This is a genomic window from Pseudomonas sp. FG29, assembly GCF_057809355.1.
On the sequence record NZ_JBMDJU010000029.1, the window covers coordinates 17,485 to 38,175 of the forward strand.

Here is a 20,691-nt window from a genome sequence, read left to right on the forward strand (position 1 = left end):
GGATCACAGCGCATTGCGCAGGCTGAGCGGTTCCGGATGCGGCTGCAGATACGCCTGGTCGGCGATGTAGCGATCCGGGTGGCGGCGGAAATGATGCTTGAGCAGGGTCAGCGGCACGACGAGCGGTACGACGCCATCGCGGTACTGGCCGATCAGTTGCTGCATTTCCTGTTTTTCATCGGGGCTGAGGGCGCGTTTGAGGTAGCCGCTCAGGTGCTGCAGGACGTTGCTGTGGGTGCCGCGCGTGGCGCACTTGCGCAGGGCGGTCATCAGCTCGCTGAAGTAGCGCGGCGCCAGGCTGGCCAGGTCATGCTGGGCAAGGTCGCCGAGCAGGCGGCCGAGGGACTTGTAGCGCGCCGGGTCGGTGGCCATCAGCAGGTACTTGTAGCGCGAGTGGAAGGCGATCAGCGAACGGCGGGTCAGGCCCTCGGCGAGCAGCCGCTGCCATTCGGCATAGGCGTATACGCGGGTGATGAAGTTTTCGCGCAGCACCGGATCCATCAGGCGGCCGGCTTCCTCCACCGGCAGATCCGGATGGCGTGCGCAGAAGTGCGCGGCGAAGATGCCACGCCCCGGCTCGCTGGGGCGACCGCCGTCCTGGTAGACCTTGACGCGAAACAGGCCGCAGGAGGGCGACTGCTGCATGAAGATGTAGCCGCTGATCCCTTGCAGTTCGCCCGCGATGCGCTCGCCATAGCTGGCCAGGGCTTCGGTGACATCGCGCGAGCGATCCACCGTGCCCACGGCGCGCGGCATCTGCGGATCGCCCACCAGGCGGATGGGCTCGCGCGGGGTGGACATGCCGATGCCGACTTCGGGACAGACCTTGATGAAGTCGAAATGCTGGGTCAGCTCGCGGCTGCAGAGCTGCGACAACTTATGGCCACCGTTGTAGCGAACCTCGTCGCCCATGAGGCAGGCGCTGATACCCAGGCTGGGTTTGATCGCTTGCATCGCTGATACCCTCTGAACTTGTACCTTGTAAAGGTCTTGTACAATTATGGGGCAATCATAGGCGTGAAGTTGTACGCATACAAGATTCTTGTACAGCTTTTGTATTGCTTTGTGTAAAGGCTGATCAGCGCCAGCCTTGCTGCCAGCGCTCCATGTCCAGCAACTGATGCCAGTCGATGTGCTCACTGCGCCCGGTCAGCACGGCCTGCAACTCGACGCCGATGATCTGTTCCTGTTCATCGCGCAGCAGTTCGGTGACCAGAAAGTGCCGCTCGCGATTCTGTGGACGGCTGGCCGTCCACTTCGAGAGCAGCAGCTTGCGGGGGTTCAGGCGGCGCCTGGAGTGGGTGTTCATGCCAGGTGTTCGAGCAGACGGCGGGCGGCATCCTGGCCGCTGAGCCAGGCGCCTTCGACACGCCCGGACAGGCACCAGTCCCCGCATGCATAAAGCCCCAGGTCGGCATCAGCCAGGGCGCCCCACTGGTGGGCCTGGGCCGGGCGGGCATAAAGCCAGCGGTGAGCCAGCGTGAGGCTGGGGGGCGGTACGGCGCAGCCGATCATTTCGGCAAAGGCGCCATGCAGTTGCTCGATCACGGCTTCCTTGGGCAGATCGAGATGCTGGCGGCTCCAGGCGCTGGTGGCATGCAGCACCCAGGTGTCGAGCTGACGATCACGGCCTGGCTTGCTGCGATTGCGTGCCAGCCAGTCGAGGGCGCTGTCCTGCACGAAGCAACCTTCGACGCGGGTGTCGAGTGGCGTGTCGAAGGCCAGGGCGACTGCCCAGGTCGGCTCCATCGCCACGCTGGCGGCGGCGCCTGCCAGCTTCGGTGCTGCGGCCAGGAGGGCGCTGGCCTGTGGCGCGGGTGTGGCCACCAGTACGTGGCTGAAGGGGCCATGGCTCTCGCCATCGGCGTCGAGCAGCGTCCAGTACTGGTCGCCGCGAAAGACTTCGGTGATACGGCAGGAGAAGTGCACCGGCAGGGCGCCGAGCAAGGCGCGGGTGATCGCGCTCATGCGCGGGGTGCCGACCCAGCGCACCTGTTCATCCGGTGACGGGCTGAGCTGGCCGGCCTGGCTGTTGTAGAGGCTGGGCGTCCATTCCTCGACCCAGCCGCGTGCCTGCCACTGCTGCACGACCTCGACGAAGCGGCGATCACGCGCGGTGAAATACTGTGCGCCCAGATCGAGGCTGCCGGCGTCGCTGCGCTTGCTGGCCATGCGTCCACCGCTACCTCGGCTCTTGTCGAACAGTTGGACGTCGTGACCCGCAGCGGTGAGTGTCTGGGCGGCAGACAACCCGGCCAGGCCGGTGCCGATGATGGCAATGGATGCGTTCATGGTTACCTCGTCAGCGCTGAATGCTATACAGGCTACGTTTTAGACAAAAGCTATACAAGAATGTTTTGATGTACAGTATTGCCTTCGAGCGCTCCTGCTTAAGGTTTAGGACAAACCCGGCAATGAATAAAGACACTTGTCGCACTGATCGACCAGACTGTGGCAGCGCACTGACCCAATGCCATGCGAGGAGGATGCCATGCATATCCTGTTGACCGGCGGTACCGGGCTGATTGGCCGCGCCCTGTGCGCCAACTGGATCGACAAGGGCCATCGCCTGACGGTCTGGAGTCGTCAGCCAGCCAAGGTGCCGTCGCTTTGTGGTGCGCAGGTACGCGGCATTGCGCAGTTGGAAGAGCTCGACGGCGAAGTCGTGGATGCGGTGATCAACCTTGCTGGTGCGCCGATTGCCGACCGCCCCTGGAGTGACAAGCGCAAGGCACTGCTGTGGGCCAGCCGTGTCGGGCTGACCGAGCAGTTGCTGAGCTGGCTGGCGCAACGCGAGCAACGCCCGTCGGTGCTGCTGTCCGGCTCTGCCGTCGGTTGGTATGGCGATGGCGCTGACCTTGAGCTGCGCGAAGACATGCAGCCGCTGGGCAATGACTTCGCTGCACAGCTCTGCGCAGCCTGGGAGGAAACGGCGCAGCGCGCCGAAGCACTCGGCATTCGCGTGGTGCTGCTGCGTACCGGTCTGGTGCTGGCCCCTGAGGGTGGCCTGCTTGGTCGCTTGCGCACGCCTTTTCGCCTGGGGCTGGGCGGGCGTCTGGGCAATGGGCAGCAGTGGATGCCCTGGATCCATATCGCCGATCAAATCGAGCTGATCGATTTTCTCTTGCAGCATGACGACGCGCGCGGTCCTTATAATGCCTGCGCGCCGCTACCGGTGCGCAACGCCGAATTTACCCGCGCGCTCGGCCAGGCCCTGAGCCGCCCGACCATCTTGCCGGCGCCCGCGTTCGTACTGCGCGCGGCCCTGGGCGAAATGGCCGAGCTGCTGCTGGGCGGGCAACGCGCCTTGCCGAGCCGTTTGCTCGATGCCGGCTTCAATTTCCGTTTTACCCATCTGGATGTGGCGCTGGCAGATCTGCTCGGCCACTGACGTTACCGACTAGGACTTCGCATGACCGATCACGCACTGCTGCTGGTTAACCTGGGCTCCCCGGCGTCCACCGAGGTGGCCGATGTACGGCGTTACCTCAACCAGTTTCTGATGGATCCGTATGTGGTGGATCTGCCCTGGCCGCTGCGCCGCCTGTTGGTCTCGCTGATCCTGATCAAGCGTCCGGCGGCCTCGGCGCATGCCTACGCGTCGATCTGGTGGGAGGACGGCTCGCCCTTGATCGTGCTCAGCCGCCGCCTGCAGGAGGCGATGAAGGCGCACTGGACGCGTGGCCCGGTCGAGCTGGCCATGCGTTATGGGCAGCCGTCCATCGAATCGACCCTGCTGCGCATGGCCGGGCAGGGCATCCGCGAGGTCACCCTGGCGCCGCTCTACCCGCAATTCGCCGACAGCACCACCACCACGGTGATCGAAGAGGCCAAGCGGGTGGTTCGCGAGCATGGGCTGGACATGCGCTTCTCCATCCTGCCGCCGTTCTTCGAACAACCCGAATACCTCGATGCTCTGGTGGCCAGCGCCAAGCCGTATCTGAAGCAGGGCTTCGATCACCTGCTGCTGAGTTTTCATGGCCTGCCGGAGCGCCACCTGCGCAAGCTCGACGCCACCGGCCGCTGCCTGAAGGGGCCGGACTGCTGCCGCACGGCGTCGCCAGAGGTGCTGGCCAAGTGTTATCGGGCCCAGTGCCTGCGCAGCGCCGAGCTGTTCGCCGAGCGCATGGGCCTGCAGGCCGGGCAGTGGTCGGTGAGCTTCCAGTCGCGCCTGGGGCGTGACAAGTGGATCGAGCCCTACACCGAGAATCGTCTGGACGAGCTGGCTGCGCAGGGGGTGAAGAAGCTGTTGGTGATGTGCCCGGCGTTCGTCGCCGACTGCATCGAGACGCTGGAGGAAATCGGCGACCGTGGCCGCGAGCAGTTCGTCGAGGCCGGGGGCGAGAGCCTGCAACTGGTGCCTTGCCTGAACGACCACCCGCAATGGGCGGCAGCCCTGAAAACCCTCTGCGAGCGCGCGCCCGTCGCAGTGTAAGGTCGCGATTCGGCGTCGCTCATGAACAAAAGCCCGCATCTTCGGATGCGGGCTTTTGTTTTCAAGGCTTACCAGCGGCCGTCATGACGCCAGCCACCGTGGTGATAGCGGGGCGGTGGATAGGGCCGATAGCCGGGGGCGACCACCACTGTCGGTGCCGGGTAATAGTAGGCCGGTGGTGGCGGAGGCGGCGGCGCGTAGTACACCGGTGGTGGGGAGTAGTACACCGGTTGCTGCGGGTAGTACACCACGGCTGGCGGCGGTGGCGCCGGCTGATAGACCGGGGCGGGGCGACTGGAAGCAATCACGCCGCCGATGACCGCACCTGCCACCACACCAGCGATGGCGGCATCGCTGCGACCGGACGCCTGGGCAGTGCTCTGGCCGGCCAGCGCCAGGCTGAGCACCAGGCCAGTGATGAGAGGGATGCGCGAGTGCATGTTGGCTATCTCCTGTGAAAGCGGAAGGTCTCCGCCTGATGGATCAGACAGCCTTCATTCAGCTTCGTTACCCGGGCCAGTGTAAGTCTTGCGTAAATATCTGCGGTCGGCGCATGTGTGCTTCATCGCTCAGGCAAGGGAATTTTGCGCTTTACTGGGTATCTGAACGGTGCCGCCTGCTGGCGGGATCGAAGCTGCAGGGATTGGCGCGATGCGTTCAGAACGAAATCGGACACCCCTATCCGCACGCTGGCAGTGGCTGCTGCCGGTGCTGGGGCTGCTGTCGCTGCTCGCCGGCTGCAGCGGGCGCCTGGATAACGACTCGATCATCAACACACGCAACCCGGTCAAACCCGCTGAGTTGCTGCAAACCGACGTCGACCGCATGGCGACGCTGGCCATGCGCAACAACCTCAACAGCCTCTATCGCCTGATGCACAAGCTCTACCAGCGCAACCCGCGCGAATGGCGCAAGAACGCCATGCCGGACAGCGTCAGTATGGAGCGCAAGATCCAGTACGCCATCGAGCACAACGAGGACTGGCCGACCCTGGGTGGTCGGCATGACGTGGCGGCGCTGGATTACGCCCTGAGCCCGGCGTTTCGCGGTGACCGGGTCGCCGCCTTCACCTACGCCATCGGCAGCATGCTGGTCACCGCGCATGGCGGACGCACCGAGTTCTACCTGACCGACAGCTTCAATGCGCAGTTCATTTACAACGCCGCACGCAATCTGGAAAAGGCTGCCTGGATGCTGGGGCAGCGGCGTGACGCCAGCGGTCAGCCCCTGCTGTTGTCCAACGAGGTGTCCGACCTGGGCAGCAACCTCAGTTATGCGGTGGAGTTCGGCAAGATGGTGGCCCGTCTCGATCTCCTCACCCATGTGCTGGAGGAGCGCTACCGGCGCATGGGGGCCAACTATGCGCAGAGTCTGTTCCTGATTAACTTCCTGCCGGTGCAATAGCCTTCACTGCGCCCAGCGCTGCTCGATTCGCTGTAGCGTGCCGTCTTTCCGCAGTTTCACCAGCGCCTCGGAAAACTGCCGCGCGTGCTCGATGTCGCCCTTGGTGAACGCGACGAAGCGCGGCATCTGTGCCAGCGGCCTGGGCAGAATGCGCACACGATCCTGCGCGCGTTGCTCACGGACGAAATACAGCAGTTGCGCGCGGTCTCCGACGATGATGTCGATGCGTCCGGCCAGCAGCATCGACACCAGTTGGCGCGGGTTCTGCGCCGAGATGTCACGGGCCAGGTCGGCCTGATCGAAATCTTCCTGATAGGCGTAGCCGCGCACCTGGCCGATTACGTAGGGGCTCAGATCCTCAAGCGTTTGCCAATCATCAATGGCGGTCTTGGCGGTGGTCATGAATACCGTGGTGCCGGTGCGCAATGGGCCGACCAGCTCGTACTGCGCCTGGCGCTGTGGCGTCCCGGCGAACTGGAAGGCCATGCGTACCTCGCCACGGTCGAGCATGCGTTTGACCCGCTCCCAGGGATACAGGCGAATGTCGTAGGCCACCCCGGTCTGCCGCAGGACGGCATCGACCAGCTCCACGTCCAGGCCCTGAGGCGTCTCGTTTTCATCGGTGACGAAGCTATAGGGCGCGAATTGTTCGTCACCCACCACGCGCCAGGTCTGCGCATGCAGTGCAGGGCTTAGCAGAACCAGCAGAAGGGGGAGCAGATGGCGCATGGGGGTGTTTCCTGGGACTGTCCTGCCTTTGAGGCTAGCACCGAGTGGTGCCGGGCAGGCGGGAAGTCGAAGCGCCGCGAGCGCGGCGCTTGGAGGGTTCAGACCTTGCGGACGAACTCGGACTTGAGCTTCATGGCGCCGATGCCGTCGATCTTGCAATCGATGTCGTGATCGCCGTCGACCAGGCGGATGTTCTTCACCTTGGTGCCGACCTTGACCACCAGCGACGAGCCCTTGACCTTGAGATCCTTGATCACGGTGATGGTATCGCCGTCCTGCAGCAGGTTGCCCACCGAGTCCTTGATCACGCGCGCGTCATCGTCATTGGCGCTGGCTTCGCCGGCTTTCCACTCGTGGGCGCATTCTGGGCAGACCAGTTGCTCGCCGTCTTCGTAGGTGTATTCGGAATTGCATTTGGGGCAGGGCGGCAAGGTGCTCAAGGGGTGTCCTCGGTGGCTGGTAGAAACCGCATAGTATATGGGGTCTTGCTCTGTCCTGTCCGTTCTGTCATCAGGCACTCCGAATTTCAGTGTCAAAAATATTGGACTTCTGAAGCATGCCTGCCAGGCCTTTTAGGCCTGGAAGTGCAGATATAGCTTTCTGTGAGGTTATTCGGTCGCTATCTGGTACGGCAGCTATAGATGCTAAATGTTTGACATATTTTACGGCTGAGGCACACTGGCTGCAGATTCCGCTACTGGTTCGGGTGCCGGTTGCCACACTGGGCAACCCTTTTCATGGAGTGAAAAGGCCTGGGTCATGTCGCCGTCGGAAGGTGGCCAGCGTGCAGGACGCTCGGTTGCGTGCGGAGTTAGCCAACCAGGCAACGGGCTTTTGCCCCGCCTGTACAGCAACGACAGGCCCGGCCTGTCCCAAGGTGACGTATGTCCAACAACAAGAGCAGTACCCCGCGCAAACCCGTCGTGTTGATGTCCATGGGCGCTCAAGAGCGCAAGGGCCACGACTATCAGGTCATGACTCACAAATACATCAACCCGCTGGTCGAATTCTCCGGCTGTGTGCCGGTGCTGGTGCCCACCTGCTGTGGTACCGATGATCTCGAACAGTATCTGGATATGGCCGACGGCATCTATCTGACCGGTGCCGGCAGCAATATCGACCCGAGCCTCTATGGCCAGGAGAACCTCACCCCCGACAAGACTCAGGATCGCGACCGCGACCTGTTCGACCTGCCGCTGATCAAGGCGGCTATCGCCCGTGGCCTGCCGATCTTCGCCATCTGCCGTGGCATGCAGGAAATCAACGTGGCACTGGGCGGCGATATCTATCAGAAGGTCTATGCCGAGCCCGGTTTCAACGATCACCGCGAGAACCCCGACGACCCGGTCGAGGTGCAGTACGCGCCGAGCCACGCGGTGCGTCCGGTGCCAGGCAGCTGGTTCGCTGAACTGATGGGGGCGCCGGAAATTCGCGTCAACTCGCTGCATGGCCAGGCCATCCGCACCTTGGGCAAGGGCCTCGAAGTGCTGGCCACCGCTGAGGACGGGCTGATCGAAGCGATTCATGCGCCGCGACTGTCTCCGTTCCTGTTCGCCGTGCAGTGGCACCCAGAATGGCGCGCGGCCAGCAATCCTGACTCGGTGAAGATCTTCCAGGCCTTCGGCGAGGCCTGCCGGCGTCAGATGGTGCAGCGTGGCAAGCAACCGGCCTGTGCGGCCTGAGGCCGCTCAGTAAGGGTTGACCGGTTCCGGCCAGGTCAGGGTGCCGCTGTCGTTGAAGCGGTGCGTGCCGAACAGGCCTCCCGCCAGCTTGCCCGTCAGCCTGTAGGGCAGGCCCTGGCCGGGTTGGTAATTGGCTGCCCCCCAGGCCTGGCGAACGGCAGAGAACGCCGAAATGCTCAGCGGCACCGTGACCAGCGTCTCGCCGAAACGCGGGATGCTGCCACGCTGATCGCTCACGCCGCTGGCCAGCGGCTGGCCGTTGATATCGAGATCCAGAGCTACGCCGTCGAAGTCGACGGCGTGGTCATTTGGGTTTTGTACCCGCAGTTTCACCGCGAAGCGCATTTCCAGTTCCTGGCCGGGCAGGGGTTCCAGTCCGGCAAGATCGACGCGCAGGGGATCCTGGTCGAGCAGGCTGGCGCAGCCGGTCATGGCAAAGGCCAGCAGCGTTGTCAGGGCAAGGCGCAACAAACGAGGCACGGTAGTCACCCGTCGGTGATGGATTCAGCATAGAAGACCACCCCGATCAGCCTTTTGCTCACTTCTTCTGCTGGGGCTGACGACTGCCCAGCACCAGGGCGATGCCGCCCAATACCGCAACCGCGCTGAGCATCAGGCGCAAGCTGAGTGCCTCGCCCAGCACCAGGCTGCCAGCCAGCGCCGCGAGAATGGGCACGCTGAGCTGCACCGTGGCCGCCTGGCTGGCGCGCAATCCTGGCAAGGCGCTGTACCAGATGGCGTAGCCGATCCCGGAAGTCAGCGCGCCTGACAGCACGGCATAGAACAGGCCCGCAGCATCCCATTGCAACTGGGCGAACAACGGCACGGCGAGCAGCAGGCCGAGCGCAGTGGCGCGCAGAAAGTTGCCGGCGGTCACCGCGAGTGGATCGCCCTGACCCCGGCCGAGCAGTGAATAGGCACCCCAGGCCGAACCGGCCAACAGCATCAACAGCGCTGCCGAAAGGGGCGGTGCACTGGCTCCGGGCAACAGAAGAAACAGCAGGCCGCCACCCGCCAGCAGCGTGCCGAGCGTGGCCAGAGCCGGCAGGCGTTCGCCGCGCCAGAGGCCCCACAGCAGCATGCTCAGTTGTACCGCGCCGAACAGCAGCAGGGCGCCGATGCCGGTATCCAGATGCAGATAGGCAAAGGAGAACGCCGCCGCGTAGGTGAACAGCGCGAGGGCTCCCGGCCAACTGCCGGCCATGGGGCGTGAGCCGCTGCGCAAGCGCAGCAGCACGGCCAGCATCAAGGCCCCCGAGGTCAGGCGCACGGCGGTGAAGCTGGCGGCGTCGATCTCGGTTTCCCGCAATGCCAGGCGACAGAGCAGGGAGTTGCCGGCGAACGCCAGCATGGCGAGCGCGGTGAGCAGCAGGGTACGCGGTGGCATCGTCCATCCTTTGGCGCAGGTCTGGGATGCCAGAGAGCTAAGCATGTTCGAAGGGGTGGCGGCATTGGCGGAAGGTCGCAAGTGTCTGCGACCTTGGCCAGGCGTGCGCCGGACGAGAGCCGGCGCGGCGGGGGATCAGAAGTGCACCTTGACCAGCAGGCTGGCGGTGTTCTGGTCGGTCGGGCCGACGAATTCGCTGACGGCGCCACCATCCTTGATGCCGTACTTGTTCTTCCAGTAGTCGTACTCGATGCCGACATAGAGCTGCTTCTCGCCCCATTTCAGCGCCTTGCCCAGGTCGTACTTGATCTGCGGGTTGAAGTGCAGGTTGGCGTGGTACTCGCCACGACGGTTCTCGTCGTTGTCGACGACCCAGTCCATGAAGCCGTCGATGAGGATGTCCGAATCGCCCACCGGCAGGGTGTAGGCCCACACCGGGGTGATCTGCCAGACATTGTCGCCCGGACGGCTGCCGTCGGTGGTGCGCAGGTAGGTATTGAGCTGGAAGTAGTCGAAGCCAGGGATGTCCAGATCCACTGCCGGGCCGATCAGGTAGGACTCATTGTCCTTCTCGCCGAATTCATAGGTGAAGGCCAGCAGCACGTCCTTGATCGGGCCGAACGACAGGTCGTGACCACTGATCTTGCCGAACGACAGGCGTGGGCTGAATTCACCGTAGTAGCTGTGGCCGTCGCCGTTACCATTCTTGGCGTCGGTGTTGTACTTGATCAGATCGGTGAAGAAGAACAGGTCACCGAAGCTCCAGCCGCTGGCATGCTCGAAGGTGATGGTCTGCTGGATTTCCGGGTCGATCTTGAAGTCGTGGCCGTACAGGTAGGTGAGGCTATTGTTCTGCCACTGCAGCAGATCGTCGGCGCTGGCCTGGCCACCCGCAAGCAGGCCGCCGGCGAGGATCAGGGAAGAGAGTGTGCGGTTCATCGGAGCTCCTGATGGATGTCGTGTCGTTATGGTTATGAACCTGTCCGCCTGGTCAGGCTGGTGCTGCTAGAGCAAAAACGGCGCCAATTCTCATGATTGTGCTTATCCGTTGCAAATCAATCGGATGCACGACGTTCCGTGAGCTTGAAGAACGCACGCGGTGCACTCTTTTCTGACCGAAAGGACAAAAATGGCCATAACTTGGTGCGTGTCTGCCTGGCAGACCCAGGGCATTGGTTTGATTGTTTTGATTATGGGTGTCATATAAATATTGAATTATGACTATAATTTAATTGCTGCAATGATCTCGCTCGTCTTTCATCCCCAGGAGAAGCTCCATGAATACTCAAGCCCACCCCACTGCCCTGATCACCGGCGCTTCGTCCGGTATCGGCGCGACCTATGCCGACCGTCTGGCCAGGCGTGGTCATGACCTGCTGCTGGTGGCCCGCGACGCGCAGCGCCTGCAGGTGCTGGCCGAGCGTCTGCGCAGTGCCTATGGCATTGCCGTCGAGGTGATGCCAGCCGATCTGACGCAGAAGACGGATGTCCGGAAGGTGGAGCAACGCCTACGTGAGGATGCGGCAATCGGCCTGTTGGTGAATAACGCGGGGGTTTCGATGAACGGAACCCTGGCGCAAGCCGATCTGGAATACGCCGAGCAGATGATCGAACTCAATGTGGTTGCCCTGACGCGTCTGGCCGCTGCTGCTGCGGCCAATTTCTCTGCAGTTGGGCGTGGCGGCATCATCAACCTTGGCTCTGTAGTGGCGCTGGCTCCGGAAATGTTCAATGCCGTCTACAGCGCCACCAAGGCTTATGTGCTGAACCTGAGCCAGACCCTGGCGGCTGAGCTGCGTAGCGCCAATGTGCAGGTGCAGGCCGTACTGCCGGGCCTTACCCGTACCGAAATTTTCGAGCGCAGCGGTACCGATGCTTCGTTGCTGCCGCCGTCGATGATCATGGCGGTGGAGGAACTGGTCGATGCCGCGTTGGCGGGTTTCGATCAACAGGAGTTGGTGACCATTCCCTCGCTGCCCGATGCCGCCGATTGGGAGGCCTTCGTCGCTGCTCGCGCAGTGCTGGGGCCGAACCTGTCGCACAACCAGGCGGCTGCTCGCTACAAATGATGGCCGTGCCGGGTGCCGCGCGGTACCCGGCGTTCAGGCATCGACGCCAGTGGTTCTGGCCAGTAGCTGCGCGCGCGTGGTCTTGAGCAGTCGATCGGCCAGTTGCGGATCCTGAACGCTGCGTGAAAGCAGCAGCGCGCCGACCATGGCCGACAGCAGTAGCACGCTCTCGTCGGCGGCCTCTTCGCCAGCCAGGTTCTGCTCGATCATGGATAGACGGTTGCGTACCAGGGCATCGGTGCTTGCACTGGCCTGGCCGCGCTGGCCCAGTTCGGCGGAGATGGTCGGTAGCGGGCAGCCGGCTCCGGGGTTGTCGCGGTGCCGCGTCGACAGATAGCCCCTGATGAAATTCTGCAATGGCGTGTCGCCTTCGCTCATCGCCGCGGTGCTCGTCTCAAGCTGTTGCACGGCATGCTGCAGCGCGGTTTCCACCAGATCGTCCTTGGACTTGAAGTGCGCATAGAAGCCGCCATGAGTCAGGCCCAGAGCCTTCATCAGCGGTTGCAGGCCGGTGGCGCTCACGCCATCGCGGCGAAAGCGCAGTGCGGCTTCTTCGATGATGCGTTGATGGGTCTTGGCCTTGTGGTCTTCCGAATAGCGCATGGCGATCCCCGTCTGTGAAATGTTGCTCGTCATGTTACACCCCGGCGCACTTGTGGCGCAGCCGGGGGAATGGTTCAGGCGTCGACAGCTTCGAGCAGGGTCGCCACGCCCTGGCCACCGGCGATGCATTGGGTGGCGATGGCGTAGCGCCCGCCGCTGCGGCGCAGCAGGCTGGCAGCCTTGCCGGTGATGCGCGCGCCGGTGGCGCCGAGGGGGTGACCAAGGGCCAGGGCGCCGCCGTCGAGGTTGACCCGGGCCATGTCCAGGCCCAGTTCCTGCACGCAGGCCAGCGACTGGCTGGCGAAGGCTTCGTTGATTTCCACCAGGTCAATGTCACTAATCGACAGGCCGGTGCGTTGCAGCAGCTTACGGGTCGCTGCCACCGGCCCCATGCCCATGATCTCTGGCGCGCAACCGGCCACGGCCACCGCCTTGATGCGGGCGAGAATGCTCAGACCATGCTCGCGGGCGAAGGCCTCGCTGCACACCAGCACGGCGGCTGCGCCGTCGGTCAGTGGTGACGAGGTGGCGGCGGTGACGCTGCCGCCGAAGACCGGTTTGAGTTGCGCCAGTGCCTCCAGGTTGGTGCCCGGCCGCAGGCAGCCGTCTTCATCGACGCGGCCCTGTGGTGTGTCGATGGTCAGCAGCTCATCGGCGAACAGGCCCAACGCGTGGGCACGTGCGGCCTTGGCGTGGGAGTCGACGGCCATGGCCTCCTGGTCGGTGCGGCTGATGGCGTAGCGCCGTGCGACTTCCTCGGCGGTATGCCCCATGGCCATGTACATCTCGGGGTAGTCGGCCAGCAGGGTTGGATTGGGCGACAGGTTGAAGCCGCCCATGGGCACGCGGGTCATGGATTCCACCCCGGCGCAGAGAAAGGCCTCGCCGGCGCCGATGGCGATCTGCCCGGCGGCGTAATGTACGGCGCTCATCGACGAGCCGCAGAAGCGGTTCAGCGTGGCGCCGCCGAGGGTTTCCGGGAAGCCTGCACGGAAGCTGGCGATGCGGGCGATGTTCATGCCCTGTTCGGCCTCGGGGTAGGCGCAGCCCATGATCACGTCCTCGAGTCGTGCTGGATCGAGCCCGAGGCGCTCGACCAGGCCACGTAGCACCTGGGCGGCGAGGTCGTCCGGGCGCAGGTCGATGAGGGCACCCTTGCGAGCGAAGTGGAAGGGTGAGCGGGCGAAGCCGGCGATCACGGCGAGGGTCATGGCGAACTCCTTCAGTGGCTCATGTCGAGAATCAGGCAGGTGGTGGAGGCGACGGCGTAGAGGCGATCGTCGACGTCGTACAGGCGCCCTTCGGCCAGGGCGGTGGAGCGACCGAGGTGGATGATGCGGCCCTCAGCGCGTACCGGGCCGGCCTCGCTGCGCAGCGCGCGGATGTAGCTCACCCGCAGGTCGGCGGTGGTGTAACCCTGGCCTGGCTTGAGCTGAGTGTGTACGGCGCAGCCCATACAGGAGTCGAGCAGGGTGGCGATATAGCCGCCGTGCACGCTGCCTAGCGGGTTGTAGTGGCGCTGGTCGGGCGTGCCCTGAAACACGAATAGGCCGCTGGCCCACTGCACCGGGGTGAAGTCGAGCACCGCATTGATCGGTGGTGAGGGCAGGTCGCCACGACCGATACCGTCGAAGAAGTCCATCGGCGGCATGGCGGCCACTTCCGCCAGACTGAGGGTGCCGGGGGCGGCGAGCTGGTTGCGCACCGCCTGTTCTTCGGCGATCCAGGTGGCGAGGCGGGCATCTCGGGATAAGGCGGTCATACAGGCTCCAGGTAAATATGATGGACGACATTCAATGTTTCATATTATGGTCGAAATATAAATAGCTGCCAGTCGCTGTCGATCGGAGTTCCGCCATGCAGCCTTCCCGTGTTCTGTTGATCATCCTGATGCTGCTCACTGCGCTGGGCGAAACCTCCACGCAGTTGCTGATCCCTGCGCTGGGCGAGCTGGAGCGCGGCCTGCATGCCCGGCCGGGTAGCAGCCTGCTGGCGCTGTCGTTGTTCGTCGGCGCCTTTGGCCTTGGCCAGTTGTGGCTCGGGCCGCTGTCGGATCGCCTGGGGCGGCGGCCGGTATTGCTCGCCGGCTTGAGCCTCTATCTGCTGGCGACCCTGGGCATGTTGCTGGCATCCAATATCGAGATGCTGATCGGTATGCGTGTGCTGCAGGGCCTGGGCGCCTGTGCAGCGCTGGTGTTGGCGCGGGCTATCGTCCGCGATGTGTGGCAGGAGCGTGCGGGGCCGGCGCTGGCATTGACGGTGCTGGGCATGTTCGCGGCCATCGTGTTGTCGCCGGTGGTCGGTGGCCTGCTCACTCAATACGGCGGCTGGCGCGCACCGCTATTGGCGACCCTGCTGCTCGGTAGCCTGGCTCTGCTATCGGCGCTTGGCCGCTACCGCGAGACGCATCTTCAGCGTGATCCACAGGCGGGCCGGCTCAAGGGACTGCTGGCCAACTATCTGCAGGTCTGGCCCAGCTGTCGCGCGTTGGCGCTGACCATCGCCTGTACCTACGGCGCGATGTTTGTCGTGGTAGCCGGTTCGTCGTCGGTGTACATCGGTCTGCTGGGGCTGAGCGCGGTGCAGTACGGGCTGACCTTCGGCCTGATCGTTTCCGGCCTGCTCGGTGGTGCGCTGTTCACCCTGCGCAATGTGCAGCGTCTGGGGCCGCTGCGGGTAGTCGGCATTGGTGTGGCGCTGGTGCTGCTCGGGTCGCTGCTGACCTTGGCGTTCTACCTGCTGTTCGGCCTTTCGCTGCTGGGGCTGTCGCTGCCGCAAGTGTTGGTAACGCTGGGCGGTGGCATGTTGCTGCCCGCCGCCGTGGCAGGCGCGGTAATTCCCAACCCGCAACGCGCCGGATTGGCGGCGGGCCTGATGGGCTTCTCGCAGATGGCTGGTGCCACCTTGGCAGGGTTGCTGCTCGGCGCCCTGCAGGATGGCTCGGCCTGGCCTATGGTTGCCCTGAACGCGCTATTCGCCGTGCTGGCGTTTCTATTCTTCCACCTTCTGCGCGCCCGCCCGGTCGTTACGGCTGCGGTGGTCGGCAAACTTCCCTGATTCGAGGACAAAGCAATGAGCAGCTATGACGTGGTCATCATCGGCGCCGGCCCCGGCGGCTACAACGCCGCCATTCGTGCTGGTCAACTGGGGCTGAAGGTGGCCTGCGTAGAGGGACGTGAAACTCTCGGCGGCACCTGCCTGAACGTCGGTTGCATGCCGTCCAAGGCGCTGCTGCACGCCTCCGAACTCTACGAGGCGGCGGCAGGTGGTGAGCTCAGTGCGTTGGGTGTGGAAGTTACGCCGACGCTCAACCTGGCGCAGATGATGAAGCAGAAGGCCGACAGCGTCGAAGCGCTGACCAAGGGGGTGGAATTCCTGTTTCGCAAGAACAAGGTGGAGTGGGTCAAGGGCTGGGCGTGCATCGACGGCCCTGGCCGGGTGCAGGTCAAGCTGCACGAGGGCGGCGAGCGCCTGCTGGAGACGAAGAACATCGTCATCGCCACTGGCTCCGAACCGACGCCGCTGCCTGGGGTGAGCATCGATAATGTGCGCATCCTCGACTCCACCGGTGCGTTGTCGCTGCCTGAGGTGCCCAAGCACCTGGTGGTGATTGGCGCCGGGGTGATCGGCCTGGAGCTGGGCTCGGTATGGCGCCGCCTGGGGAGCCAGGTGACCGTGGTGGAATACCTCGACCGCATCTGCCCCGGCCTGGATGGCGAAACGGCCAAGACCCTGCAACGCACCCTGGGCAAGCAGGGCATGAGTTTCAAGCTGGGCACCAAGGTCACGGGCGCACAGACGAGCAAGTCCGGCGTGGCTCTGACTCTGGAGCCTGCCGCAGGCGGCGCGAGTGAAACCCTGAAAGCCGACTACGTGCTGGTGGCCATCGGCCGGCGCCCCTACACCAAGGGACTGGGGCTTGAAAGCGTCGGCCTGACCCCCGACAAGCGCGGCATGCTCGCCAACGAAAAACACCAGAGCGGCGTACCCGGCGTATGGGTGATCGGCGACGTCACCTCCGGGCCAATGCTCGCGCACAAGGCCGAGGACGAGGCCGTGGCCTGCATCGAACGCATCGCCGGGCACAAGGCGGAGGTCAACTACGGAGTGATCCCAGGCGTGATCTACACCCGCCCGGAGGTAGCCAGTGTCGGCAAGGGCGAGGAGGAGCTGAAGGCCGAAGGCCGCGCTTACAAGGTTGGCAAGTTTCCTTTCACGGCCAACAGCCGGGCGAAGATCAATCACGAGACCGAAGGCTTCGTGAAGATCCTCGCCGATGCCAATACCGACCAGATTCTCGGCGTGCACATGATCGGCCCGAGCGTGGGCGAGCTGATCGGCGAGTATTGCGTGGCCATGGAGTTCTCCGCCTCGGCCGAGGACATCGCCCTGACCTGCCACCCGCACCCGACCCGCTCGGAGGCCGGGCGCCAGGCGGCGATGGGTGTGCATGGCTGGACGATGCAGGCCTGAACGCGAGGCAAGACCTCAGATCACGTGATCGAGATTGACCGGCTCCCCCGGTTTCGCATGCAGTTTGGCGCGGATATCGGCGAAAACCTTGTCGTATTCGTCGTGGCCGCGCATCACCGGGCTGGCCTTGATCGGCAGGCCGTGGCGCGCGGCGATGCGGGTGGCCACGCTGGCGAAGTTGTAGGCGACATCACGGTACAGCTCGAACTCTTCCGTGAATGGCTTGCCATCGACTTCGCCGGCCAGGCGCATGTGCAGCATGGGGCCACGCTCGGCATCCTGGCGCACGGCATAGTCGAAATCCACCGAGAAGGGCGGGGCATGGCGCATGGCGGGCGGCAGGTCGAGGTTGTCGCGGTGCAGGTGGCCAGGGGTGAACATGACGAACCTCCCTCAGCGATGGGTGATGCCGTTGCAGGCCAGGCTGATACGCGTACCGGAACGGCCCTGGACGATGGCGTCGATGTTTTCCAGCGAGCCGATTACCGCAGCGCTGCCGGTATTGCGCGCGAACTCGCAGGCGGCCTGTACCTTCGGTCCCATTGAGCCGGCCGCGAAACCGAGCGTTTCGATGGCATCGGGGTGGGCTTCGGCGATGGAGTGCTGTGTTGGCTTGCCCCAATCGATGTAGACGGCGTCGACATCGGTGGCGATCACCAGCAGGTCGGCGTTGAGCTGTTCGGCCAGCAGCGCCGAGCACAGATCCTTGTCGATCACCGCCTCGACGCCGCGTAACTGGTTGCCGTCGTACATCGTCGGGATGCCGCCACCGCCCGCGCAGATCACCACGCTGCCTTTTTCCAGCAGCCATTTGATCGGGCGGATCTCGAAGATGCGCTGTGGTCGCGGGCTGGCCACCACACGGCGGAACTTGTCGCCGTCGGCGGCGATGCTCCAGCCTTTTTCGGCGGCCAGGCGCTCGGCCTCTTCCCGGCTGTAGACCGGGCCGATGGGCTTGCTGGGGTGCTTGAAGGCCGGGTCGGCGCCGTCCACTTCCACCTGGGTGAGGATGGTGGCGAAGGGCACCTCGAAGGGCAGCAGGTTGCCCAGTTCCTGTTCGATCATGTAGCCGATCATGCCTTCGGTTTCGGCGCCGAGTACGTCCAGCGGGTAGGGGTTGGCGGCGTCATAAGCGTTGCCCTGCAGAGCCAGCAGGCCGACCTGCGGGCCGTTGCCGTGGGCGATCACCAGCTCGTTGCCGGGTGCCACCTTGGCGATCTGCTGGCAGGCGACGCGCACATTGTCACGTTGGTTGTCCGCGGTCATGGCTTCACCGCGACGAAGCAGGGCGTTGCCGCCCAGGGCGATGACGAGTCGCATGTTGTTCTCCTTGGCGTTCGGATTGAATCCGGGGCGTGGTCTGGGCTCGGCGTCGCCGGCCAGACCCTCTCCCCCGGCCCCTCTCCCATTGATGGGAGAGGGGAGACAAGCCCTACGTGAACCTAAATATCAGCCAGAGTGGCCACCAGAATCGCCTTGATGGTGTGCATGCGGTTCTCCGCTTGCTCGAAGGCGATGTTCCAGGGCGACTCGAAGACGTCTTCGGTGACCTCGATGCCATTGGCCAGGTAAGGGTAGTTTTCCGCGATCTGCTTGCCGACCTTGGTTTCGCTGTTATGGAAGGCGGGCAGGCAGTGCATGAATTTCACCCGTGGGTTGCCGGCGGCCTTCATGATCTCGGCGTTGACCTGGTAGGGCAGCAGTTCCTGGATACGCTCGCCCCAGGCTTCCACCGGCTCGCCCATGGACACCCAGACGTCGGTGTGGACGAAATCCACGCCCTTGACGGCTGCCTTCGGGTCTTCAGTGAGCAGGATGCGTGCACCGCTTTCCTCGGCGAATTGCTTGCAGGCGGCGACGTGTTCGTCGCTCGGCCAGAGTGCCTTGGGCGCGGCGATGCGCACGTCCATGCCGAGCTTGGCGCCGATCAGCAGCAGCGAGTTGCCCATGTTGTTGCGCGCGTCACCGAGGTAGGCGTAGGCGATGTCGTGCAACGGCTTGTCGCTGTGCTCGCGCATGGTCAGTACGTCGGCGAGCATCTGTGTCGGGTGATATTCGTCGGTCAGGCCGTTGAACACCGGCACGCCGGCATAGGTGGCCAACTCCTCGACGATTTCCTGCTTGAAGCCACGGTACTCGATGGCGTCGTACATGCGCCCGAGCACGCGGGCGGTGTCTTTCATCGATTCCTTGTGGCCGATCTGCGAGGAGTTGGGGTCGATGTAGGTGACGTTGGCGCCCTGGTCGTAGGCCGCCACCTCGAAGGCGCAGCGGGTGCGTGTGGAGGTTTTTTCGAAGATCAGCGCGATGTTCTTGCGCTTGAGGTGCTGTTGCTCGGTGCCGGTGTACTTGGCGCGCTTGAGGTCGCGCGACAGGTCGAGCAGGTAGCGCAGCTCACGGGTGCTGTGGTGCATCAGGCTGAGCAGGTGGCGATTGTGCATGTTGAGCGCCATGGTTCTCTCTCCTTGTAGGTCGTCGAAGCACCCCGGCAGCGGATGGCCGCCGGGGTTGGCGGGGTCAGTAGTCGATGGGGTCGCGGATGATCGGGCAGGTCATGCAGTGGCCGCCGCCGCGTCCGCGTCCCAGTTCGCTGGCGCTGATGGTGATGACCTCGACGCCAGCCTTGCGCAGCAAGGTGTTGGTGTAGGTGTTGCGGTCGTAGCCGATGACCACGCCGGGCTCCAGGCAGACCACGTTATTGCCGTCATCCCATTGCTCGCGCTCGGCCTCGTAGGCATCGCCGCCGGTTTCCACCACGCGCAGTTGCTTGAGGCCGAGAGATTCGGCGACCACCTCGACGAAGGGTTTGTCTTCGCGGCGCACGTCGATGCCGCCGGGGCGGCTTTCGTCCGGGCGCAGGGTGAAGGGCACGATGCTGTTGGCCACTTCCGGGAAGATGGTCACCAGGTCGCGGTCGCAGAAGCTGAACACCGTGTCCAGGTGCATGGCCGCACGGGAGCGATCGAGGCCGGCGACGACGACCTTGTCTGCCGCGCCCTTGGCAAACAGCGCGCGGGCGACCTGGCCAATGGCCTGGTGCGAGGTGCGCTCGCCCATGCCGATCAGCACGGTGCCGTTACCGATGGGCATGACGTCGCCGCCTTCCAGCGAGGCCGAGCCGTGATCCTGATCCGGGTCGCCGTACCACATCTCGAAGGGTTCCTCGGCGAAGTCCGGGTGGAATTTGTAGATGGCGCTGGCCAGCAGGGTTTCCTGACGGCGAGCCGGCCAATGCATGGGGTTGAGGGTAACGCCGCCGTAGATCCAGCAGGTGGTGTCGCGGGTGAACTGGGTGTTGGGCAGCGGCGGGAAGATGAAGCTGGCTTCGCCCAGGTAGGCGTTGAACATCTTCGCCGCCTCGGAGTCCTTGTGCTTGGCCAGGTCGGCGCCGGACACGCCGCCGATAAGGAATTCGGCGATGCGTCGTGGCTCCAGGGATTCGACGAAATCGCGTACTTCCGTCAGCAGGCCGAGGCCGACGCTGTTGGCGGTGATCTTGCGGTCGAGGATCCACTTCAATGCTTCGGGTTTGCTGACGGTTTCTTCCAGCAGGTTGTGCATCTCCACCACCTCGATGCCGCGCTCGCGCATCTTGGTCATGAAGTCGAAGTGGTCGCGCTTGGCCTGAGATACCCAGATCACGTCGTCGAACAGCAATTCGTCGCAGTTGGCGGGGGTCAGGCGCAGGTGCGCCAGGCCCGGCGAACAGACCATTACCTTGTGCAGTTTGCCGGCTTCGGAATGAACGCCGAGGGGTTTCTTGCTCATGAAAGAACTCCTTCTCGTAGAGCGTGTTTTCGACCTCGCGAGCTAGAGCCATACAAGGCAAAGACGGGCGAGGATGCGGAGTTTACGAGCTGTAAATGAGCAGTCTGAGCCCGTCTTTAACGCAGTAGGGCCGACGCGCAG

General features: G+C 64.1%; 23 protein-coding genes. 7 read left to right on the forward strand and 16 right to left on the reverse strand.

Annotation, left to right across the window (positions count from 1 at the left end; translation table 11 throughout):
• Positions 1 to 3: 3 nt before the first annotated feature.
• The 3 genes from ACODS1_RS21220 to ACODS1_RS21230 all read right to left on the reverse strand — a co-directional run bounded on the left by ACODS1_RS21220 (position 4) and on the right by ACODS1_RS21230 (position 2,292).
• On the reverse strand, positions 4 to 954 hold the full coding sequence (locus ACODS1_RS21220; protein ID WP_489087213.1) for a YbgA family protein: 951 nt from the start codon (positions 952 to 954) through the stop codon (positions 4 to 6).
• Between the two features lie 124 nt (positions 955 to 1,078).
• Positions 1,079 to 1,309 carry a TIGR02450 family Trp-rich protein gene (locus ACODS1_RS21225; RefSeq protein WP_489087214.1) on the reverse strand — a complete coding sequence of 77 codons (231 nt, stop codon included), beginning with the start codon at positions 1,307 to 1,309 and terminating at the stop codon, positions 1,079 to 1,081.
• A complete protein-coding gene (locus tag ACODS1_RS21230; RefSeq protein WP_322980878.1) occupies positions 1,306 to 2,292 on the reverse strand; it encodes an NAD(P)/FAD-dependent oxidoreductase in 987 nt (328 codons plus the stop codon). The genes ACODS1_RS21225 and ACODS1_RS21230 overlap by 4 nt, the downstream gene beginning before the upstream one ends.
• A gap of 199 nt (positions 2,293 to 2,491) precedes the next feature.
• Between ACODS1_RS21230 and ACODS1_RS21235 the strand changes: the two genes are divergently transcribed.
• Together ACODS1_RS21235 and hemH are read left to right on the forward strand one after the other, a co-directional pair.
• Complete coding sequence (locus tag ACODS1_RS21235) at positions 2,492 to 3,391, forward strand: TIGR01777 family oxidoreductase (protein ID WP_489087215.1); 900 nt, start codon at positions 2,492 to 2,494, stop codon at positions 3,389 to 3,391.
• Positions 3,392 to 3,412: 21 nt separating this feature from the next.
• Positions 3,413 to 4,435 carry a ferrochelatase gene (gene hemH, locus ACODS1_RS21240; protein WP_489087216.1) on the forward strand — a complete coding sequence of 341 codons (1,023 nt, stop codon included), beginning with the start codon at positions 3,413 to 3,415 and terminating at the stop codon, positions 4,433 to 4,435.
• A 68-nt stretch (positions 4,436 to 4,503) separates the two neighbouring features.
• On the opposite strand, the gene ACODS1_RS21245 is transcribed toward hemH, so the two are convergent.
• Positions 4,504 to 4,875, reverse strand: coding sequence for a hypothetical protein (locus ACODS1_RS21245; protein ID WP_322980875.1), 372 nt, complete (start codon positions 4,873 to 4,875; stop codon positions 4,504 to 4,506).
• A 211-nt stretch (positions 4,876 to 5,086) separates the two neighbouring features.
• Here ACODS1_RS21245 and ACODS1_RS21250 point away from each other — a divergent pair, with 211 nt between their 5' ends.
• Positions 5,087 to 5,839 carry a hypothetical protein gene (locus ACODS1_RS21250; RefSeq protein WP_489087217.1) on the forward strand — a complete coding sequence of 251 codons (753 nt, stop codon included), beginning with the start codon at positions 5,087 to 5,089 and terminating at the stop codon, positions 5,837 to 5,839.
• Between the two features lie 3 nt (positions 5,840 to 5,842).
• Here the strand turns inward: ACODS1_RS21250 and ACODS1_RS21255 are convergent, their stop codons facing one another.
• Entirely contained in the window at positions 5,843 to 6,568 is a 726-nt protein-coding gene (locus ACODS1_RS21255; protein WP_489087218.1) for a substrate-binding periplasmic protein, read from the reverse strand.
• A gap of 98 nt (positions 6,569 to 6,666) precedes the next feature.
• Entirely contained in the window at positions 6,667 to 7,008 is a 342-nt protein-coding gene (locus ACODS1_RS21260; RefSeq protein WP_322980872.1) for a zinc ribbon domain-containing protein YjdM, read from the reverse strand.
• Positions 7,009 to 7,452: 444 nt separating this feature from the next.
• Here ACODS1_RS21260 and ACODS1_RS21265 point away from each other — a divergent pair, with 444 nt between their 5' ends.
• Complete coding sequence (locus ACODS1_RS21265) at positions 7,453 to 8,250, forward strand: gamma-glutamyl-gamma-aminobutyrate hydrolase family protein (protein WP_322980871.1); 798 nt, start codon at positions 7,453 to 7,455, stop codon at positions 8,248 to 8,250.
• 6 nt (positions 8,251 to 8,256) lie between these two features.
• Here ACODS1_RS21265 and ACODS1_RS21270 read toward each other — a convergent pair whose 3' ends face one another.
• The 3 genes from ACODS1_RS21270 to ACODS1_RS21280 form a co-directional block, all read right to left on the reverse strand.
• A complete protein-coding gene (locus ACODS1_RS21270; protein WP_489087240.1) occupies positions 8,257 to 8,682 on the reverse strand; it encodes an LEA/WHy family protein in 426 nt (141 codons plus the stop codon).
• A gap of 106 nt (positions 8,683 to 8,788) precedes the next feature.
• Positions 8,789 to 9,637 (reverse strand): DMT family transporter, encoded by an 849-nt coding sequence (locus ACODS1_RS21275; protein ID WP_489087219.1) that lies wholly within the window; start codon positions 9,635 to 9,637, stop codon positions 8,789 to 8,791.
• 135 nt (positions 9,638 to 9,772) lie between these two features.
• Positions 9,773 to 10,576: an outer membrane protein OmpK gene (locus tag ACODS1_RS21280; RefSeq protein ID WP_322980868.1), complete on the reverse strand. Its 804-nt coding sequence runs from the start codon at positions 10,574 to 10,576 to the stop codon at positions 9,773 to 9,775.
• 338 nt (positions 10,577 to 10,914) lie between these two features.
• Here ACODS1_RS21280 and ACODS1_RS21285 point away from each other — a divergent pair, with 338 nt between their 5' ends.
• Positions 10,915 to 11,706 carry an SDR family NAD(P)-dependent oxidoreductase gene (locus ACODS1_RS21285; RefSeq protein ID WP_489087220.1) on the forward strand — a complete coding sequence of 264 codons (792 nt, stop codon included), beginning with the start codon at positions 10,915 to 10,917 and terminating at the stop codon, positions 11,704 to 11,706.
• Between the two features lie 33 nt (positions 11,707 to 11,739).
• On the opposite strand, the gene ACODS1_RS21290 is transcribed toward ACODS1_RS21285, so the two are convergent.
• From ACODS1_RS21290 to ACODS1_RS21300, 3 genes are all read right to left on the reverse strand, one after another.
• On the reverse strand, positions 11,740 to 12,309 hold the full coding sequence (locus tag ACODS1_RS21290) for a TetR/AcrR family transcriptional regulator (protein ID WP_489087241.1): 570 nt from the start codon (positions 12,307 to 12,309) through the stop codon (positions 11,740 to 11,742).
• A gap of 74 nt (positions 12,310 to 12,383) precedes the next feature.
• Positions 12,384 to 13,520, reverse strand: coding sequence for a thiolase family protein (locus ACODS1_RS21295; RefSeq protein ID WP_489087221.1), 1,137 nt, complete (start codon positions 13,518 to 13,520; stop codon positions 12,384 to 12,386).
• An 11-nt stretch (positions 13,521 to 13,531) separates the two neighbouring features.
• Positions 13,532 to 14,071 carry a PaaI family thioesterase gene (locus ACODS1_RS21300; RefSeq protein ID WP_489087222.1) on the reverse strand — a complete coding sequence of 180 codons (540 nt, stop codon included), beginning with the start codon at positions 14,069 to 14,071 and terminating at the stop codon, positions 13,532 to 13,534.
• Between the two features lie 95 nt (positions 14,072 to 14,166).
• Between ACODS1_RS21300 and ACODS1_RS21305 the strand changes: the two genes are divergently transcribed.
• Together ACODS1_RS21305 and lpdA are read left to right on the forward strand one after the other, a co-directional pair.
• The gene (locus ACODS1_RS21305; protein WP_489087223.1) at positions 14,167 to 15,366 is read left to right on the forward strand and encodes an MFS transporter; all 1,200 of its coding nucleotides are present in this window, start codon (positions 14,167 to 14,169) and stop codon (positions 15,364 to 15,366) included.
• Between the two features lie 15 nt (positions 15,367 to 15,381).
• Positions 15,382 to 16,782 (forward strand): dihydrolipoyl dehydrogenase, encoded by a 1,401-nt coding sequence (gene lpdA / locus ACODS1_RS21310; protein ID WP_489087224.1) that lies wholly within the window; start codon positions 15,382 to 15,384, stop codon positions 16,780 to 16,782.
• 15 nt (positions 16,783 to 16,797) lie between these two features.
• Here the strand turns inward: lpdA and ACODS1_RS21315 are convergent, their stop codons facing one another.
• The 4 genes from ACODS1_RS21315 to arcA form a co-directional block, all read right to left on the reverse strand.
• Positions 16,798 to 17,163, reverse strand: a complete 366-nt coding sequence (locus ACODS1_RS21315; protein ID WP_489087225.1) for a DUF5064 family protein — start codon at positions 17,161 to 17,163, stop codon at positions 16,798 to 16,800.
• A gap of 12 nt (positions 17,164 to 17,175) precedes the next feature.
• The gene (gene arcC / locus ACODS1_RS21320; protein ID WP_489087226.1) at positions 17,176 to 18,102 is read right to left on the reverse strand and encodes a carbamate kinase; all 927 of its coding nucleotides are present in this window, start codon (positions 18,100 to 18,102) and stop codon (positions 17,176 to 17,178) included.
• 122 nt (positions 18,103 to 18,224) lie between these two features.
• Positions 18,225 to 19,235: an ornithine carbamoyltransferase gene (locus ACODS1_RS21325; RefSeq protein WP_489087227.1), complete on the reverse strand. Its 1,011-nt coding sequence runs from the start codon at positions 19,233 to 19,235 to the stop codon at positions 18,225 to 18,227.
• 64 nt (positions 19,236 to 19,299) lie between these two features.
• On the reverse strand, positions 19,300 to 20,550 hold the full coding sequence (gene arcA / locus ACODS1_RS21330) for an arginine deiminase (RefSeq protein ID WP_489087228.1): 1,251 nt from the start codon (positions 20,548 to 20,550) through the stop codon (positions 19,300 to 19,302).
• Between the last annotated feature and the right edge of the window lie 141 nt (positions 20,551 to 20,691).

What these genes read in the sequence shown, in the direction of transcription:
- ACODS1_RS21220 (WP_489087213.1), bottom strand. Translation starts at nt 954, where the DNA reads ATGCAAGCGATCAAACCCAGCCTGGGTATCAGCGCCTGCCTCATGGGC.
- ACODS1_RS21225 (WP_489087214.1), bottom strand. Translation starts at nt 1,309, where the DNA reads ATGAACACCCACTCCAGGCGCCGCCTGAACCCCCGCAAGCTGCTGCTC.
- ACODS1_RS21230 (WP_322980878.1), bottom strand. Translation starts at nt 2,292, where the DNA reads ATGAACGCATCCATTGCCATCATCGGCACCGGCCTGGCCGGGTTGTCT.
- ACODS1_RS21235 (WP_489087215.1), top strand. Translation starts at nt 2,492, where the DNA reads ATGCATATCCTGTTGACCGGCGGTACCGGGCTGATTGGCCGCGCCCTG.
- hemH (WP_489087216.1), top strand. Translation starts at nt 3,413, where the DNA reads ATGACCGATCACGCACTGCTGCTGGTTAACCTGGGCTCCCCGGCGTCC.
- ACODS1_RS21245 (WP_322980875.1), bottom strand. Translation starts at nt 4,875, where the DNA reads ATGCACTCGCGCATCCCTCTCATCACTGGCCTGGTGCTCAGCCTGGCG.
- ACODS1_RS21250 (WP_489087217.1), top strand. Translation starts at nt 5,087, where the DNA reads ATGCGTTCAGAACGAAATCGGACACCCCTATCCGCACGCTGGCAGTGG.
- ACODS1_RS21255 (WP_489087218.1), bottom strand. Translation starts at nt 6,568, where the DNA reads ATGCGCCATCTGCTCCCCCTTCTGCTGGTTCTGCTAAGCCCTGCACTG.
- ACODS1_RS21265 (WP_322980871.1), top strand. Translation starts at nt 7,453, where the DNA reads ATGTCCAACAACAAGAGCAGTACCCCGCGCAAACCCGTCGTGTTGATG.
- ACODS1_RS21270 (WP_489087240.1), bottom strand. Translation starts at nt 8,682, where the DNA reads ATGACCGGCTGCGCCAGCCTGCTCGACCAGGATCCCCTGCGCGTCGAT.
- ACODS1_RS21275 (WP_489087219.1), bottom strand. Translation starts at nt 9,637, where the DNA reads ATGCCACCGCGTACCCTGCTGCTCACCGCGCTCGCCATGCTGGCGTTC.
- ACODS1_RS21280 (WP_322980868.1), bottom strand. Translation starts at nt 10,576, where the DNA reads ATGAACCGCACACTCTCTTCCCTGATCCTCGCCGGCGGCCTGCTTGCG.
- ACODS1_RS21285 (WP_489087220.1), top strand. Translation starts at nt 10,915, where the DNA reads ATGAATACTCAAGCCCACCCCACTGCCCTGATCACCGGCGCTTCGTCC.
- ACODS1_RS21290 (WP_489087241.1), bottom strand. Translation starts at nt 12,309, where the DNA reads ATGCGCTATTCGGAAGACCACAAGGCCAAGACCCATCAACGCATCATC.
- ACODS1_RS21295 (WP_489087221.1), bottom strand. Translation starts at nt 13,520, where the DNA reads ATGACCCTCGCCGTGATCGCCGGCTTCGCCCGCTCACCCTTCCACTTC.
- ACODS1_RS21300 (WP_489087222.1), bottom strand. Translation starts at nt 14,071, where the DNA reads ATGACCGCCTTATCCCGAGATGCCCGCCTCGCCACCTGGATCGCCGAA.
- ACODS1_RS21305 (WP_489087223.1), top strand. Translation starts at nt 14,167, where the DNA reads ATGCAGCCTTCCCGTGTTCTGTTGATCATCCTGATGCTGCTCACTGCG.
- lpdA (WP_489087224.1), top strand. Translation starts at nt 15,382, where the DNA reads ATGAGCAGCTATGACGTGGTCATCATCGGCGCCGGCCCCGGCGGCTAC.
- ACODS1_RS21315 (WP_489087225.1), bottom strand. Translation starts at nt 17,163, where the DNA reads ATGTTCACCCCTGGCCACCTGCACCGCGACAACCTCGACCTGCCGCCC.
- arcC (WP_489087226.1), bottom strand. Translation starts at nt 18,102, where the DNA reads ATGCGACTCGTCATCGCCCTGGGCGGCAACGCCCTGCTTCGTCGCGGT.
- ACODS1_RS21325 (WP_489087227.1), bottom strand. Translation starts at nt 19,235, where the DNA reads ATGGCGCTCAACATGCACAATCGCCACCTGCTCAGCCTGATGCACCAC.
- arcA (WP_489087228.1), bottom strand. Translation starts at nt 20,550, where the DNA reads ATGAGCAAGAAACCCCTCGGCGTTCATTCCGAAGCCGGCAAACTGCAC.